The following is a 14,911-nucleotide window of genomic DNA, read 5'->3' as shown; positions in this document are numbered from 1 at the left end:
CTTCGTTTGTTACGCTATTGAGTTCTCAAACAACACACGCACACGCAGCACTGACAACAACCGATCCGGTCGGTATCTCGCTTCGTGGCAGACCCTGTACTCTACAACCTCGCCGCTCTGCTGTGCAAATCGGCCGGTCGGCGCCGCATCCTCCAGGAAGGAAGCGAACTTCGTGTAGATCATCAGGCCCGTTTTCCTGCCGCATTCTCTGCGGTGTCGGTCGCTCTGACTCGCATAAACCTACACAGGACGACCGGCACACACAAAGCGCCTGGTCACAGCACTCAGTGCCGTGAATGCCGACCTTCGCCGGCCGTCACCCGCTCCACCGTGGCTCCGAGATCCACCAGCTTCTCCACGAAGCCGGGGTACCCGCGGTCGATGTGGAAGACGTCGTTGACCTGAGTCACGCCGTCCGAACACAGCCCGGCGAGCACCAGGCCGGCACCGGCCCGGATGTCCGAGGACCACACGGGTGCCGAACTCAGCTCTTCCACTCCCCTGATGCTCACGTGGTGACCGTCGATGGTCATATCGGCTCCCAGTCGAGTCATCTCGTCGACGAAGCGGAAGCGCGACTCGAAGATATTCTCCGTGATCACGCTCATCCCCGCGCTCACCGCACACAGCGCGATCGCCATCGGCTGCAGGTCCGTGGGGAATCCGGGGAAGGGCAGCGTCTGGTAGTCCACGGCGGTCGGCCGCTCGTCCTGCGTGACACGGAAGCCGGTCGGGTAGGTCTCCACCTTCGCCCCGGCGAGCTTCAGCTTTTCCAGCACCAGGTGCAGGTGCGCCGGGTCGATGCCGCCAACGGTGATGTCGCCGCGCGTCATCGCCGCGGCGTAAGCCCAGGTGCCCGCCACGATCCGGTCGCCCACGACCTCGTGCTCCACCGGCTTAAGCTTGTCCACACCGGTCACGGTGATGGTATTGCTCCCCTCCCCCTCCAGGTTCGCGCCCATGTCGCGCAGCATGTGGCAGAGGTCCACGATCTCGGGCTCACGCGCGGCGTTGTCCAGGACGGTCACGCCCTCGGCCAGCACCGCGGCAGTCAGGATGTTCTCCGTGGCGCCGACGGAGGGGAAGTCGAGCATGATCTTCGCTCCGGTCAGCCGCTCGGTCTCGGTGACCACGCAACCGTGCTCGATTCGGGTCTTCGCGCCCAGGCGCTCCAGCCCCGACTGGTGCATGTCGAGAGGACGGCTGCCGATCGCGTCGCCACCGGGCAGGGCGACAACGGCGCGGTGGCACCGCGCGGTCAGGGGCCCGAGGACGCAGACCGAGGCGCGGAACTGCCGCACCGCGTCGATGTCGGCGTTCGGCGAGATCTCCGCCGGGGTGTGGATGGTGACGGTCCCCCCGTCGAGCTCCACCTCACATCCCAGGCCCCGCAGGACGTCAGCCATGTAGGGCACGTCGGCGATGTCGGGACAATTCCGCAGGACGGTCGTCCCCTCTGCCAGCAATGCCGCGGACATGAGCTTGAGGACGCTGTTCTTGGCGCCGTCCACACGGACCGAACCGTCGAGACGGGCACCACCAGTTACGAGGAAATGATCTTTCACCCCTCACATCCTACCTACGGATCAGGGAAGTGCACCGATCCTGCGGGCCGCGTTGACTGCCTCGTAGCGGGTGTGCGCGCCGAGCTTGCGCATCACCGAGCGCAGGTAGCTCTTCACCGTCTCGGCACCGATGCCCATCTCGTCGGCCGCCTCCACGTTGGTGTGCCCCAGGGCGACGCAGGCGAGCACGTCGAGCTCGCGGGCAGAGAGCTTCGTGGTCTGCTTGACCCGCACCGGGCTGACCATCTGGTCGCAGAGGATCTCCAGGTCACGGCGGATCTCGTCGTCCACGACGCGGTTGGCGAGCATGCGCAGGCGCGAGTGGGTCGCGCGGACCTGCTCCCACTCCGCACCCGTCATCGCGCGCGGCGGCTTCGCCGAGCTCTCGCGGGACGCACCGCCGTCGGTGCGTCGCATGGCGATGTTCACGGCCAGGTCCTGTTCCAGGACGCGGGCGGTCATCGTGACCTCTTCGAGGACCTTGTCCCCCATGCGCACCGGCGAATGCACGCCGGCGTACAGGACGCCGCGCATATCGCGTCCGACGATCACGGGCACGGCGACGATGGAGTGCAGTCCCTCGTCGCGTACCGGGCGGTCGTACTCGTGGGAGATCGACTTGGCCCGTGCGTAGTCGGAGACACCGACCGGACGCCGGGTCGCCATGACCCGGCCGCCGACGCCCTGGCCGGAGTCGATGGTGAGGTTGTTGAGTGCGGGGGTTCGCAGCCCCACCCACTGGTTGATCACCATGCGTCCGTCCGGCTGGCACGACCCGAACATTGTGACGGGGATTCCCGTCGAGTTCTTCAGGGACGACAGCGCTGAACGAATGGCGTCGTCATCATCTCGGTGACGCAGCTGCTCCACGGCGCACCTTTCTGTTGTGATCGGAGGTCACCCCCCGATCAGGTCACACCCGAGTGCGGGGGAACGCGGGCTTTACAGGGTCCGAGTATAGAAAATTCAGCGGATTCCCCCAAAACCTGCAGGTCTAGAAGACCACCCTCCCCATCGGGGGGCTTATACCCACCCCCGCGAACAAAAGGGGGATACCCCCGATTCCCTACCTACCCGCCAGCCGGACGATCCGGTCCAGGCCGCTGTCGACGGTCTTGTCCCCGCTGTCCACGAGCTTGCGGGCGATCTTTCCGCCGAGCAGCGGAATCCCCACCTCCGCGATGATCTCGGCGTCCACATGGACCGACTCCTCGCCGTCCCGGGTGTAGGCCATCACGACGGTCATCGTGCCCATCCCTTTAGGCAGCGGTGTGACGGTGGTCGAGGTGAATCCGTCGTCGACGATCGCGGTGACGTCCGTGGTCTGCTCCATGGCAAACCCCGGGCTCCCGTCGTCCTTCTGGCGCGCGGCGACGACGCGGGCGCGCACGCCGCCGTCGGCGTCCTGCTCCCGTTCGGCCTCGGTGACCACGAGTTTCGAGGTCGATGCGTCGTCCACGGTCAGCAGGTACTCCTCGGAGGACGCCACCGCGTGGACCTTCTCCAGGGGCAACTCGATCGTCCTGGTTAGCTCTACGCTCTTGGCCATATCAGCGGTGCTTCCACTCGGGCTTGCGCTTCTCGACGAAGGCGGACATGCCCTCCTTCTGGTCTTCGGTGGCGAACAGCCCCCAGAAGGCCTCGCGCTCCTGGCGCATCCCCTCAGTCAGGGGCGTGTTCAGCGCGGCGTCGACCGCCTCGGTCGCTGCGGCGAGCGCAACCGCGGACTGTGCCGCGACGGTGTCAGCGACGGTGGCGACCTCGTCGAGGAAGCCGTCCGCCGGCAGTACCCGGGACACCAGGCCGGAACGCTCGGCCTCTTCGACACCCATCATGCGCCCGGTGAGGATGAGGTCCATCGCCTTGTACTTGCCCACCGCGCGGGTCAGGCGCTGCGTGCCACCCATGCCCGGGATCACGCCGAGGGTGATCTCCGGCTGGCCGAACTTCGCCTTCTCACTGGCCAGGATGATGTCGCCCATCATCGCCAGTTCGCAACCGCCGCCGAGGGCGAAGCCGGAGACCGCGGTGATGATCGGGGTCTGCACGGTGGTGACGCGTTCCCACATGGCGTAAAAGCGCGTGAGTTTGATGTCCGGCCAGGTCTGGTCCTTCATCTGGGTGATGTCGGCCCCGGCGGCGAATGCCTTCTCCGAGCCGGTGATCACGATCGCGCGCACGGAGGTATCGGCGTCGAAGGCCTCGAGGGCACCGACGACTTCCTCCATCACCGTCTGGTTCAGGGCGTTGAGCGCTTTAGGACGGTTCAGCGTGATGGTGGCGACGGCGCCGTCGGCGCCTCCCGTCGCCGTCGTGATGGTCTCGTAGGACGGTGCATTCTGCTGTGCTGGCTGATCACTCATGCACCCGATTGTGTCACAGCCGGGTACCCCTGCGCCCCGGTTCAGCAGGCCGTCACCCATGGCGACGCACGTTGACATTGTGTAGACTGGCCCCGGTATACAGACAGACCGATCGGTCTGTTGGACTGAGGGACACGAAAGGACCATTCACCAGCATGGCTAAGATCTACGAGAACATCACCGACCTGATCGGCAACACCCCCCTGGTGAAGCTGAACAAGCTTACCGAGGGGCTGCCCGGCACCGTCGCGGTGAAGCTCGAGTCCGCCAATCCGGGAAACTCCGTCAAGGACCGCATCGGCGTCGCGATCATCGAGGCCGCCGAGAAGGACGGCACGCTGAAGCCCGGCGGCACCATCGTCGAGGCGACCTCCGGTAACACCGGTATCGCCCTGGCCACCGTCGGTGCCGCCCGCGGTTACAAGGTCATCCTGACCATGCCGGAGTCGATGTCCCTGGAGCGTCGCATCATGCTGCGCGCGCTCGGTGCCGAGCTCGTCCTCACCCCGCCGCCGGCCGGCATGCAGGGTGCCGTGGACAAGGCCAATGAGATCGTGGAGTCCACCGAGAACGCCGTGCTGGCCCGTCAGTTCGCCAACCCGGCCAACCCCGAGGTCCACTACAAGACCACCGGCCCGGAGATCTGGGAGGACACCGACGGCAAGGTCGACGTCTTCATCGCCGGTGTGGGCACAGGCGGCACCATCTCCGGTGCCGGCAAGTACCTCAAGGAGCAGAGCGACTCGGTGCGCATCGTCGGTGTGGAGCCCAAGGACTCCCCGCTGCTGACCGAGGGCACCTTCGGGCCGCACAAGATCCAGGGCATCGGCACCAACTTCTTCCCGGACAACCTGAACAAGGACATCCTGGACGATGTGTACGATGCCTCCATCGAAGACTCGGTGAAGTACGCCCGCGAGCTCGCCGCCAAGGAAGGCATCCTCGTCGGCATCTCCACCGGTGCGAACATCTGGGCCGCCCTGGAGGAGGCCAAGAAGCCGGAGAACGAGGGCAAGCTGATCGTGGCCGTCGTCGCCGACTTCGGTGAGCGCTACGTCTCCACCCTCCTGTTCGACGACCTGCGCGACTAGTCAGGAGCACGGTCGGCGCGCACCGCGCCCGACCCCTCACGGCCCCGACGCACGGAAACGTCCGTATCATCAGGTGTTATCACGCCTGTACGGACGCGCCCCGGCGCCGGGGCCGTTTCGCGTGCCGCGGCTTGTCACGGCCTGTCATCGCCCCGGCACACCGACGTCAAGAAAAGAACGAGAAGAAGGAGGACTCCACCGGTGAGTCTGCTGAGCACCATGAAGGAAGACCTGGACAACGCCAGGACGCACGACCCTGCCGCCCGCGGCGACCTGGAGAACGCGCTGGTGTACTCCGGGCTGCACGCGATCTGGAGCCACCGGGTCTCCAACCGGCTGTGGCGTCGCGGTGCGAAGGGCCCGGCCCGCATCCTGAGCCAGTTCACCCGCTTCCTCACCGGCATCGAGATCCACCCCGGCGCCACCATCGGGCGTAGGTTCTTCATCGACCACGGCATGGGCGTGGTCATCGGTGAGACCACCGAGATCGGCGACGACGTGATGCTCTACCACGGGGTCACCCTCGGCGGCTCCGAGCTGGTGCAGCGTAAGCGCCACCCCACCATCGGCGACGGGGTGATGGTCGGTGCCGGCGCGAAGGTCCTCGGCCCGATCACCATCGGTGCCCGCTCGGCGATCGGCGCGAACTCGGTGGTCACCAAGGACGCCCCGGAGGACTCCATCCTCATCGGCGCGCCGGCGAAGGTCCGTCACCGCAAGGCCGACGAGCGCACCCCCCTGGTCGACCCGGCGGGCTACGTCAACGATATGCAGAACAACATCTAGCGCACCCTATCTAGCGCACCAGGTCCTGGTAGGCGGGGTTCTTGGCGATGAACCCCTCCACCGCCGAGCAGGACGCCAGGACGCCGAATCCCTCGGCGCGGGTGGCGTCCAACGCGGCGGAGATCAGCGGGGACGACAGCCCCCGACCGCGAAAGCGCGGGTCGATGACGGTGTGGTTGAAGTCTCGTACGGCACCGACCTGCACGTACTCGGCGACGCCGGCGGTGTCCCCGTCGACCTGCAGGACGTAGCGCGCACCGTCAACGTCGTGGGTGACTGTGAGGTTGCCGGAGTTTTCAGTACTCATGGCCCCGAGTGTAACCCCGCCCCCGCCTACGCGACATCCCCCTCGGGTGACTTCACCGAGGGGGATGTTGACTGTGCCCAGACCAGGGATCGAACCAGGGACCTTACACTTTTCAGGCGTACGCTCTACCAACTGAGCTATCTGGGCAAGAAAGCCCGGAGGAAAACCTTCGGACGATCTAGCGACCCTGACGAGACTTGAACTCGCGACCTCCGCCGTGACAGGGCGGCGCGCTAACCAACTGCGCCACAGGGCCGTGCAATACCAGCGGTCTGGCCGGAGCCGATCGCTGTGCACGATGGGATACTGTACACAGCGTCCCCACAATCAGACAAATGCACCGGTCAGGCGAATATTCCGGCGAGCAGTGCATCGCTGCGCTCCTGCCCCGCCGGATCGGACGCTCCCCCGGTCACCAGGATCTCGGATGCCCCGGTGCGCGCGGCCAGGGCGTGCAGCGCCGCCGAGACGTCCTCGGCGGTGCCGTACACCGTGTTTTCCAACGCCCGGTCCACGCGCCGGCGCTGCTGTGCGGTCAGCTCCGCCTCGTCGAGCTCCGCCACGGGACGCAGCGGCATGAAGGCACCGGTACTGCGCGACATCACCTGCGCCCACACTTCCGGCAGGACGAGGTCGCGTGCGGCCTCCCGGGTGGGCGCGACGGCCACAGTGCGCGACACGATCACCTCCTGCGCCGCGTCCTCTCCCCCACGATCCACCCGCCCCGGGTCCGGCCCGCCGAGGATCACCCCGAGGCCGTGGTGGGACGCCAGGGCCAGGCTGTGCGGGGAGCCACCGGTGAGTAGGTACACCGGTGGGGCGGTGGCGAGCGCAGGACGCATCGTCACCTCAGGCGCCTCAGGCGCGTGCGTGCCGTCAGCGCCGCCGCGCAGGTAGCCCAGCACCTCGGCGAGGTCGTCGGCGAAGCCCTCGCGCGCCGTCGCGGCGTCCTGCGGTTGGCGCAGTGCCCGGCGCACCGCGCCGGTGAAGCCGACGGAGGACCCCAGGCCGATGTCGACGCGTCCGGGGAACAGTGCGGCCAGCACGGCGGCCTGTTCGGCGACGACGATCGGCGCATGATCGGGCACCATGATGCCGGCGGTGCCGATGCGCACGGTGGACGTCGCCTGGCCGACGGCGGCGGCCAACACCCCAGGGGCGCTGCCGGCAATGCCGGGCACGCCGTGGTGTTCGGCGACGAGGAAGCGGTGGTAGCCGAGCGCCTCGGCGCGTCCTGCACGCTCGACCACGCGGCGCAGCGCCGTAGCGTCCGGCGTCCCGTCGACGGTGTTGGCGCGGTCGAGCAGGGAGTATCGCATATCCCCCACCCTAGAGACCTGCGCGCACGCAAACAGCGGGCGCACACCGTGATGGTGTGCGCCCGCTGTTGACTTGCGACCCTGACGAGACTTGAACTCGCGACCTCCGCCGTGACAGGGCGGCGCGCTAACCAACTGCGCCACAGGGCCATTATCTTGTTGTACGGAAGACGAATCGTAGAAGAACCGGTCTCACGCAGTACTCCCAACGGGATTCGAACCCGTGTTGCCGCCGTGAAAGGGCGGAGTCCTAGGCCACTAGACGATGGGAGCCCTACCTCAAGCAGAATCGACCACGGAGAATCCCGTAACCGTTCCTGTTCGGCAGCCCGTTTAGAATAAACTACCGACCGCCCAAACTCCAACACGGGGAAGAAGCAGCACGTCAGGACGTGTTTCTAGGGGTAGTCGCGCGCACCGAAGATGGCCGTACCCACGCGCACACACGTCGCACCCTCCGCAATCGCCGTGCGGAAGTCCCCGGACATGCCCATCGACAGCTCGGTCAGCAGCGCCGGGTCGACCACGGCGTCTGCCCGAGCGGTCTCCAGGATGCCGCGGAGCTGGGCGAAGCAGCGCCGTACCTCCTGCTCCTCGCCGGTATTGGTGGCCACGGTCATAAACCCGCGCACGCGCAACCGGTCGCAGCCGGCGGCGGCGTCGAGGATCGCCGGGACGTCCTGCGGGTCCGCCCCTGTCTTCGCCTCCTCGCCGGAGGTATTGACCTGCACCAACACGTCGAGCGTGCGGTCGGCGGTGGCCAGTCGGCGCTGCAGCGCCTCGGCCAGCCGCACGGAGTCCAGCGCCTGGAACTCGTGGGCGTGCTCGGCGACGAGTTTGGCCTTGTTGGTCTGCAGGTGGCCGATGGCGATCCACCGCACGGGCAGGTCGGCCATCTCCACGGCCTTGCGCTGGACCTCCTGGGGCTTGTTCTCGGCGAACTCGTGCATGCCGGCGTCCACGGCGTGGCGCAGCCGGTCGACGGGCACGGTCTTGCTGACCGGCAGCAGACGCACCGCGGCCGGATCGCGTCCGGCGGCCAGCGCAGCGGCGTCGACCTGGGCACGCACCTCGGCGACGGCCTCGCGCAGCGCCCGGACGTCCTGATTCTCGCCGTCTGCATTCACGGTATCCATGGCGTCCAGACTATCGGACGCGATCAGCGGCGCTCAGTGGCAGTCAGTCGCGATCAGTCACACAGCCGCAACACGGGAGCGGCCTTGACCACGGTCTCGTCGTACTCACCGTCCGGGCTGGACTGGGCGACGACGGCCCCGCCGACGCCGTAGGTCAGGCGTGCTGCTCCGTGTTCGGCGCCGTGTTCGGCCACCAGCGTGCGGATCACCACGGACAGGTCGACCGCCCCGTCGAGCGAGAGATAACCCACCGCACCGGAGTACACGCCGCGCGGGCCGTCCTCGAGCTCGTCGAGGATGCGCATCGTGCGCTCCTTCGGCGCCCCGGTCATCGACCCGGGCGGGAAGGCGGCGCGCACGGCGTCGAGCCCATCGCGTCCGGCGGCAAGGTCTGCGGTGACGGTGCTGACCAGTTGGTGGACGGTGGCGTAGCTCTCCACGGCGAAGAGTTCCGGCACCTCCACGGTGCCGGGTGCGGCGACGCGTCCCAGATCATGACGCACCAGGTCGACAATCATGAGGTTCTCGGCGCGATCCTTCTCACTGGCGCGCAACTCGGCGCGGATGCGGTCGTCGTGCGCGGCATCGGTGCCGACCGGCCGGGTCCCCTTGATCGGGGAGGACGTGACGCGTCCATCCGCGTTCACGCTGAGGAAGCGTTCCGGCGAGGTCGACATCACCGTCACCCCCGGCAGGCGCAGGTAGGCACCGAAGGGGGCAGGATTGTCGGCGCGCAGTCGACGGTAGAGGCCCAGCGTGTCCGGCGTCCCCTGCCCTGATGTGACCTCGAGAGTGGTGGTCAGGCAGGCCTCGTAGGTTTCCCCGGCGGTGATCAGCCGCTGGATCTCGCGCACCTTGGCGGTGTAGTCGGCGCGCCCGTGCAGGGTCACCGCCACCGCGCAGGACGCTCCGGACGCCGCGGCGTCCTGCGATCTCTGCGCGTCCTGCGCGTCTTGCACCTCGCGCACGACACCGGCGACGTGGTCCTGCCACGCGGCGTCCTGCGCGCCGTCGAGGGTGAGCAGGTGCGCCTGCGCGGTCTCGTGGTCGATGACGATGGCGCGTTCGAGCAGGACGAGGCCGGCGTCCGGGATGCGGGCGGCGTGGCGAGTGGTCGCCCCCTCCCCGACCGCGCAGTCCGCCTTGAGCCCATAGCCGAGGTAGCCGACCCAGCCGAGGCGGAATCCGCAGCCGGGCACGGACGCGGAGTCGCCGGTGATCCGGCGTCGGGCGAGGTCGCCGCGCAGCCAGGTGAAGATGTCGGTCTCCACGGATTCGGCGCCGTCGCCGGAATCCGCGTCGCACACGGTCACCGTCGCCGGAGCGTCCTGCCCGCTAGCGACGGCGGTAACGCTGGTGCGCGAAGCGCCCATCACGCTGAAGCGGGCGCGCGGATCGTTCTCCCGGTTGCCGTCGAGCCAGACGCACTGGGTCGAGGTATCGTTGATACGCCCGTACAAACGCTCGAAGAGTTCCCCGGAAAAGGCCCGCGTATCCCGGACACTCAGGGCGATGACCCGACTTTTTACGGTGCGTGCGCGGCCGTGCGTGCGGGTCAGGGCGGCGAAGTTGGCGAAGATCGCCCGGCCGTGGCCGGAGAGCACCGACTCGGGGTGGAACTGCACACCCCACAGCAGGTCATCGACGACGCTGATGCCCATCACCACCCCGTCGGGGCCGTCGGCATGAGCGGTGACCGTCATGCCCGACGGGACGTCCGACACCGCCAGGGAGTGATAACGCACCACGTCGACGGGGGTGGGCAGGCCGTGGAAGAGGTCGCGGCCGTCGTGCTCGACCGCGCTGACCCGCCCGTGTATCGGTTCGGGCGCGGGGCCCACCGTCGCGCCATACATGTGCGCGATGAGCTGGTGGCCGAGGCAGATGCCCAGCACCGGAATGCCGGACGCCACGGCGGCGCGCACCACCTCGGGACAGATGCCGACGTCCTCGGGGATGAGCGGGGTGCCCGGCCCCGGGGAGATGACGACGTTGTCCACGGAGGCCAGCAGCTCGCGGCCCTCGGCGTCCCACCGGTCCCAGTCATTCGGGACGACCACCGGTTCGACCCCATTCACCCTGGTCAGGTCGTGGACGAGATTCCAGGTGAAGGAGTCGTGGTTGTCGACCAGCAAGGTTCGGAGCGGTGTGTGGAGAGACGTGCTGTTCACCGGAGTCACCTTACCGTCCGGGCCCCGGTGGGCCGGGGTCAGGCGAGAGAGAGGACGAGCTTCTCCATCTCCTCTTCCCAATCCTCCGGGGCGGTGCCCTCGGGGGCGGCGAGGCAGTCGCGCATGCCGCCGGAGATCGCCTTCACCCCGGCGCGGTCGAGCGCGCGGGAGACGGCGGCGAGCTGGGTGACGATGTCGCGGCACTCACGGTCGTTCTCGATCATCGTGATGACGCCGTCGAGCTGGCCGCGGGCGCGCCGTAGCCGCTTGAGCACGGCATCGGACGTGGGGTCGGTAAGTTTCACTGGAGGCTCCTGGAGAGTTCGGATCTTGTGAGGGGACCCGGTCAGTGTACCCGGAGCGGGGGCTACCTCCGCACCATCGTGAACAAAACTCGAACGGTAGACTACTCTCACACCACTTGTCTTTTGGGAGAGAAACTATGACCGAGCAGGAGCCGGCCGGCGATCCCGGCACGGACATCCAACTGATCAAGGACGACAGGGGAATCGCCGTCATCGGCTCCCCCGACCTCGTTCAGAGCTTTCTCGACAAGACGGGGCTCAGCGCCACAGGGCATCCCTCCCGGCCATTAAGGTCCGGGGCGTCGACGATGTCCGGCATCCTGAACGTGGGTTCAGAGATCTCCGCAAATTCGGGCCGATGGCTCCCGCTCACCAAAGAGTCCGCGGCCTTGGTGAAGAGGGCTCCCCTCGTCACCAACTCGACGACCGGGAATCTTCACGCCACCGTTCGTGCGAGCAATGGGCAGTTCCTGAAGAACCTGGAGTTCGTCCGCACCCCCACATCCCTGTTGACGAACCCCGCAGCATTGTCGAACGCTGCCGCCCTGATGACCCAGTTGGCCATGTCCCAGATGATGGACGAGATCACCGACTATCTGAAGACGATCGACAAGAAGCTCGATGACGTCCTACAGTCCTTCAATGACTCGGTCCTCTCCCAGCTCTATGGAGTCAGTGATGTCATTGACGATGCCATGGCGGTCCGTGAGTCGGTCGGCTCAGTCTCGGAGACCACCTGGTCGAAAGTCCACACCGCATCCATGACTATTGCCAGCACCCGCAACTACGCACTGCGCCGGCTTACCGCGCTCGCCGATGCCCTTGATGACACCTCCGACCTCGGCGACCTGGTGTCGAGCGCGAAGGCCATCGAGACCTCGGTCCAGGACTGGCTGACGGTCTTGGTCAACTGCATCCAATTGCAAGAGGCGGTCGATATTCTCGAACTCGACCGGGTGATGGGGGCATCACCTGACGATCTGAACAAACACCGGATCGGTCTGGAAACCGCGCGTAGCCAGCGGTGGGACCGCATGGGCGATAGCCTCAATCACCTTCTCACCAGGATGGACGGGGCGCTCTCCCGAGCCAATGAGAGCGTTCTCTTCCGGCCACTTCCGCCGAGAAGAATCCTGCGTTCGACGGATCTGGTGACTGAGCATGTCGTCGAGTTCCAGGAACAGCTTGGACTCGAGTCCCACCGAGACCACCATGAAGCACGCAAATGGCGCTCAGCGGTGGGGGATGTGAAGGACAACGCCGTCGGATTCGCCGCGGATACGTCCGTCCGCTTCAAGCGGAGCTTCGCGGCGTTCCGGGAACCGGTTGCCAACCCCTCCGGCGAGCGATCCGAAGACACCGCCGAAGGATAGGGTTCTACCTCCGGCGCTACTCAGCGCCCTCCCCGGCCAGTCGAAGCCAGGTGCGCACCACCGTGTCCGGGGTCAGCGACATTGATTCGATCCCCTGCTCCACCAGCCATTCGGCCAGGTCAGGATGGTCGGACGGGCCCTGCCCGCAGATGCCCACGTACTTGCCGCGCTCCACGCAGGTGCGGATCACCGAGCCGGTGACCTTGAGCACTGCGGGATTCCGCTCATCGAAATCATGGGCCACCAGGTCGGAGTCGCGGTCCACGCCGAGCACGAGCTGGGTCATGTCGTTGGAGCCGATGGAGAACCCGTCGACGTGGTCGAGGAACTCCTCGGCGAGCAGGTAGTTCGACGGCACCTCGCACATCATCACCACCTGCAGCCCGGCGCCGCCGGCGCCGTTCGCGTCGGACGCACCGGTCGCCCCTTCTCCGCGCACCAGCCCGTGGGACGCCATGACGTCCAGCACGTCCTGCAGTTCCTCCACGGTGCGCACGAACGGCACCATCACCCGGACGTTGGCCAGGCCCATGTCCTCGCGCACACGCCGCAGCGCCTCGCACTCCATGGCGAAGCACTCGCGGAAGTCCTCGGAGACGTAGCGCGCGGCACCGCGGTAGCCGATCATCGGGTTCTCCTCGTGCGGCTCGAAGAGTTCACCGGCGACGAGGTTGGCGTACTCATTGGACTTGAAGTCCGACAGCCGCACGATCACCGGCTTCGGGTCGAAGGCGGCGGCGATAGTCGCCACGCCCTCCACGACGCGCCGGATGAAGAACTCCTTCGGCGACGGGTAGGCGGCGGTGCTGGCGTCGACCTCGGCGCGCAGTGCGTCCGGCAGGGTGTCGCGTTCCAGCAGGGCGCGCGGGTGCACCCCGATCTGCCGGTTGATGATGAACTCCATGCGCGCCAGGCCCACGCCCGCGTTCGGCAGGGAGGAGAAGGAGAACGCCTGGTCGGGGGTGGCGACGTTCATCATCAGTTTCGTCGGGATCTGCGGCATCGCGTCCAGCCGCGTCTCCTTCTCCTCGAAGGGCACCGCACCGCGGTACACCCGGCCGGTGTCGCCCTCGGCGCAGGAGACGGTGACCTGCTCGCCGTCGGGCAGCACGGCGGTGGCGTCACCGGTGCCGACGATGGCGGGGATGCCGAGCTCGCGGGCGATGATCGCGGCGTGGCAGGTGCGTCCGCCGCGGTTGGTGATAATCGCCGAGGCGCGTTTCATCACCGGCTCCCAGTCCGGGTCGGTGATCTCGGCGACGAGCACGTCGCCGGTGCACATGGCATCCATGTCACGCACCGAGCGCAGGACGCGCACCGGGCCGCTGCCCACCCGCTGGCCGATGGACCGTCCCTCGACGAGTACCTCGGCGGCGTCGGCGGCGCCGCGGTCGACCTCGAAACGGGTGAGGACCTGGCCGGCCTCACCGCGCCGGGAGACCACGGTCTCGGGGCGGGCCTGCAGGATGTACAGCTTGCCGTCCACCCCGTCGCGTCCCCACTCGATGTCCATCGGCCGGCCGTAGTGGTCCTCGATGGCGATGGCGTGGCGGGCGAGTTCGGTGACCTCGTCATCGTCGATGGAGAAGCGCACGCGCTGCTCCGGCGCCACGTCCTCCCAGCGGGTGGCGGACTCCAGGCCAGTACCCGCGGCGTAGCGCATCGCCACGGCCTTCTCCCCCACCGTGCGCGACAGCACGGCGTCCACGCCGGTGCGTCCTGCGCGGACCGCCGGCTTGGAGACGTAGAACTCGTCCGGATTCACCGCGCCCTGCACCACCGCCTCCCCGAGACCATAGGAAGAGGTCACGAACACCGCGCGGTCGAACCCGGACTCGGTGTCCACGGTGAACATCACGCCGGACGCACCGACGTCGGTGCGCACCATGCGCTGCACGCCGGCCGACAGGGCGACGTCGGCGTGGATGAATCCGTGGTGCACCCGGTAGGAGATCGCCCGGTCGTTGTACAGGGAGGCGAAGACGGCCTTGACGGCCTCCAGGACGTTGTCGATGCCGCCGATGTTGAGGAAGGTTTCCTGCTGACCAGCGAAGGACGCATCGGGCAAGTCCTCTGCCGTGGCGCTGGAGCGCACCGCCCAGGTGACGTCGTCGGGCAGCGGGTCGGCAGCGACGAGTTCCTCATAGGCGTCGCGGATGTCGCGCTCGAGGTTCTGCGGGAAAGGCTGGGCGAGGATCCATCCGCGGATCTGCTCGCCGCGGCGGGAGAGTTCGGCGACGTCGTCGGTGTCGAGATCCTCGAGGACCTCCGCGATGCGACTGTCGAGGCCGTCGACGGCGAGGAAGTCGCGGAAGGCGTCGGCAGTGGTGGCGAAGCCGCCGGGGACGCGCACGCCGGCGTCGGCGAGGTTGACGACCATCTCACCGAGGGAGGCGTTCTTGCCGCCGACCTGGGCGACGTCGCCCATGCCGATCTCGGTGAACCAGAGGATGGAGAGTGACTGCCTGGTCATGGTGTGGGTTCCTGTTCTGGGA

13 protein-coding genes and 4 tRNA genes are annotated in these 14,911 nt (G+C 67.4%); 3 read left to right on the top strand and 14 right to left on the bottom strand.

Annotated elements, in window-relative coordinates:
• Positions 1-284: 284 nt before the first annotated feature.
• From murA to ACT3SZ_RS15945, 4 genes are all read right to left on the bottom strand, one after another.
• The gene (murA, locus tag ACT3SZ_RS15960; RefSeq protein ID WP_444620291.1) at positions 285-1,565 is read right to left on the bottom strand and encodes a UDP-N-acetylglucosamine 1-carboxyvinyltransferase; all 1,281 of its coding nucleotides are present in this window, start codon (positions 1,563-1,565) and stop codon (positions 285-287) included.
• A gap of 21 nt (positions 1,566-1,586) precedes the next feature.
• Positions 1,587-2,435 (bottom strand): acetate metabolism transcriptional regulator RamA, encoded by an 849-nt coding sequence (gene ramA, locus ACT3SZ_RS15955; protein ID WP_441583140.1) that lies wholly within the window; start codon positions 2,433-2,435, stop codon positions 1,587-1,589.
• 196 nt (positions 2,436-2,631) lie between these two features.
• The gene (locus tag ACT3SZ_RS15950) at positions 2,632-3,114 is read right to left on the bottom strand and encodes a DUF2505 family protein (RefSeq protein WP_444620288.1); all 483 of its coding nucleotides are present in this window, start codon (positions 3,112-3,114) and stop codon (positions 2,632-2,634) included.
• Position 3,115: 1 nt separating this feature from the next.
• Complete coding sequence (locus ACT3SZ_RS15945; RefSeq protein ID WP_444620286.1) at positions 3,116-3,928, bottom strand: enoyl-CoA hydratase-related protein; 813 nt, start codon at positions 3,926-3,928, stop codon at positions 3,116-3,118.
• A gap of 155 nt (positions 3,929-4,083) precedes the next feature.
• Here ACT3SZ_RS15945 and cysK point away from each other — a divergent pair, with 155 nt between their 5' ends.
• Both cysK and epsC read left to right on the top strand, forming a co-directional pair.
• Positions 4,084-5,019 (top strand): cysteine synthase A, encoded by a 936-nt coding sequence (cysK, locus tag ACT3SZ_RS15940; protein WP_301444058.1) that lies wholly within the window; start codon positions 4,084-4,086, stop codon positions 5,017-5,019.
• A gap of 219 nt (positions 5,020-5,238) precedes the next feature.
• Positions 5,239-5,805: a serine O-acetyltransferase EpsC gene (epsC, locus tag ACT3SZ_RS15935; protein WP_441578957.1), complete on the top strand. Its 567-nt coding sequence runs from the start codon at positions 5,239-5,241 to the stop codon at positions 5,803-5,805.
• A gap of 10 nt (positions 5,806-5,815) precedes the next feature.
• On the opposite strand, the gene ACT3SZ_RS15930 is transcribed toward epsC, so the two are convergent.
• The 9 genes from ACT3SZ_RS15930 to ACT3SZ_RS15890 all read right to left on the bottom strand — a co-directional run bounded on the left by ACT3SZ_RS15930 (position 5,816) and on the right by ACT3SZ_RS15890 (position 11,043).
• Positions 5,816-6,112: a GNAT family N-acetyltransferase gene (locus tag ACT3SZ_RS15930; RefSeq protein ID WP_444620284.1), complete on the bottom strand. Its 297-nt coding sequence runs from the start codon at positions 6,110-6,112 to the stop codon at positions 5,816-5,818.
• A 74-nt stretch (positions 6,113-6,186) separates the two neighbouring features.
• Positions 6,187-6,259, bottom strand: a tRNA-Phe gene (locus ACT3SZ_RS15925).
• Between the two features lie 35 nt (positions 6,260-6,294).
• Positions 6,295-6,368 (bottom strand) — tRNA-Asp (locus ACT3SZ_RS15920).
• An 88-nt stretch (positions 6,369-6,456) separates the two neighbouring features.
• Positions 6,457-7,431 (bottom strand): MsnO8 family LLM class oxidoreductase, encoded by a 975-nt coding sequence (locus ACT3SZ_RS15915; protein ID WP_444620282.1) that lies wholly within the window; start codon positions 7,429-7,431, stop codon positions 6,457-6,459.
• Between the two features lie 76 nt (positions 7,432-7,507).
• A tRNA-Asp gene (locus ACT3SZ_RS15910) sits at positions 7,508-7,581 on the bottom strand.
• Positions 7,582-7,631: 50 nt separating this feature from the next.
• A tRNA-Glu gene (locus ACT3SZ_RS15905) sits at positions 7,632-7,704 on the bottom strand.
• Positions 7,705-7,829: 125 nt separating this feature from the next.
• Positions 7,830-8,567: a YggS family pyridoxal phosphate-dependent enzyme gene (locus ACT3SZ_RS15900; RefSeq protein ID WP_444620281.1), complete on the bottom strand. Its 738-nt coding sequence runs from the start codon at positions 8,565-8,567 to the stop codon at positions 7,830-7,832.
• A 53-nt stretch (positions 8,568-8,620) separates the two neighbouring features.
• Entirely contained in the window at positions 8,621-10,738 is a 2,118-nt protein-coding gene (gene pabB, locus ACT3SZ_RS15895; protein WP_444620279.1) for an aminodeoxychorismate synthase component I, read from the bottom strand.
• A 38-nt stretch (positions 10,739-10,776) separates the two neighbouring features.
• Positions 10,777-11,043 carry a metal-sensitive transcriptional regulator gene (locus ACT3SZ_RS15890; RefSeq protein ID WP_444620277.1) on the bottom strand — a complete coding sequence of 89 codons (267 nt, stop codon included), beginning with the start codon at positions 11,041-11,043 and terminating at the stop codon, positions 10,777-10,779.
• A 137-nt stretch (positions 11,044-11,180) separates the two neighbouring features.
• Here ACT3SZ_RS15890 and ACT3SZ_RS15885 point away from each other — a divergent pair, with 137 nt between their 5' ends.
• Positions 11,181-12,416 carry a hypothetical protein gene (locus ACT3SZ_RS15885; protein ID WP_444620275.1) on the top strand — a complete coding sequence of 412 codons (1,236 nt, stop codon included), beginning with the start codon at positions 11,181-11,183 and terminating at the stop codon, positions 12,414-12,416.
• 16 nt (positions 12,417-12,432) lie between these two features.
• Here ACT3SZ_RS15885 and ppsA read toward each other — a convergent pair whose 3' ends face one another.
• Entirely contained in the window at positions 12,433-14,889 is a 2,457-nt protein-coding gene (gene ppsA, locus ACT3SZ_RS15880; protein WP_444620273.1) for a phosphoenolpyruvate synthase, read from the bottom strand.
• Positions 14,890-14,911: the final 22 nt, after the last annotated feature.

The sequence above is a fragment of the Corynebacterium sp. AOP40-9SA-29 genome, assembly GCF_052377405.1.
Taxonomy (GTDB): domain Bacteria; phylum Actinomycetota; class Actinomycetes; order Mycobacteriales; family Mycobacteriaceae; genus Corynebacterium.
Note: the sequence above shows the minus strand (reverse complement) of the source record. Positions and strands in the feature narration are given on the sequence as shown.

Excerpts from the sequence above, each read along its gene's own strand:
- ACT3SZ_RS15950 (WP_444620288.1), bottom strand. The coding sequence starts at position 3,114 with ATGGCCAAGAGCGTAGAGCTAACCAGGACGATCGAGTTGCCCCTGGAG.
- epsC (WP_441578957.1), top strand. The coding sequence starts at position 5,239 with ATGAAGGAAGACCTGGACAACGCCAGGACGCACGACCCTGCCGCCCGC.
- cysK (WP_301444058.1), top strand. The coding sequence starts at position 4,084 with ATGGCTAAGATCTACGAGAACATCACCGACCTGATCGGCAACACCCCC.
- ACT3SZ_RS15930 (WP_444620284.1), bottom strand. The coding sequence starts at position 6,112 with ATGAGTACTGAAAACTCCGGCAACCTCACAGTCACCCACGACGTTGAC.
- ACT3SZ_RS15945 (WP_444620286.1), bottom strand. The coding sequence starts at position 3,928 with ATGAGTGATCAGCCAGCACAGCAGAATGCACCGTCCTACGAGACCATC.
- ACT3SZ_RS15915 (WP_444620282.1), bottom strand. The coding sequence starts at position 7,431 with ATGCGATACTCCCTGCTCGACCGCGCCAACACCGTCGACGGGACGCCG.
- ACT3SZ_RS15900 (WP_444620281.1), bottom strand. The coding sequence starts at position 8,567 with ATGGATACCGTGAATGCAGACGGCGAGAATCAGGACGTCCGGGCGCTG.
- ACT3SZ_RS15885 (WP_444620275.1), top strand. The coding sequence starts at position 11,181 with ATGACCGAGCAGGAGCCGGCCGGCGATCCCGGCACGGACATCCAACTG.
- ppsA (WP_444620273.1), bottom strand. The coding sequence starts at position 14,889 with ATGACCAGGCAGTCACTCTCCATCCTCTGGTTCACCGAGATCGGCATG.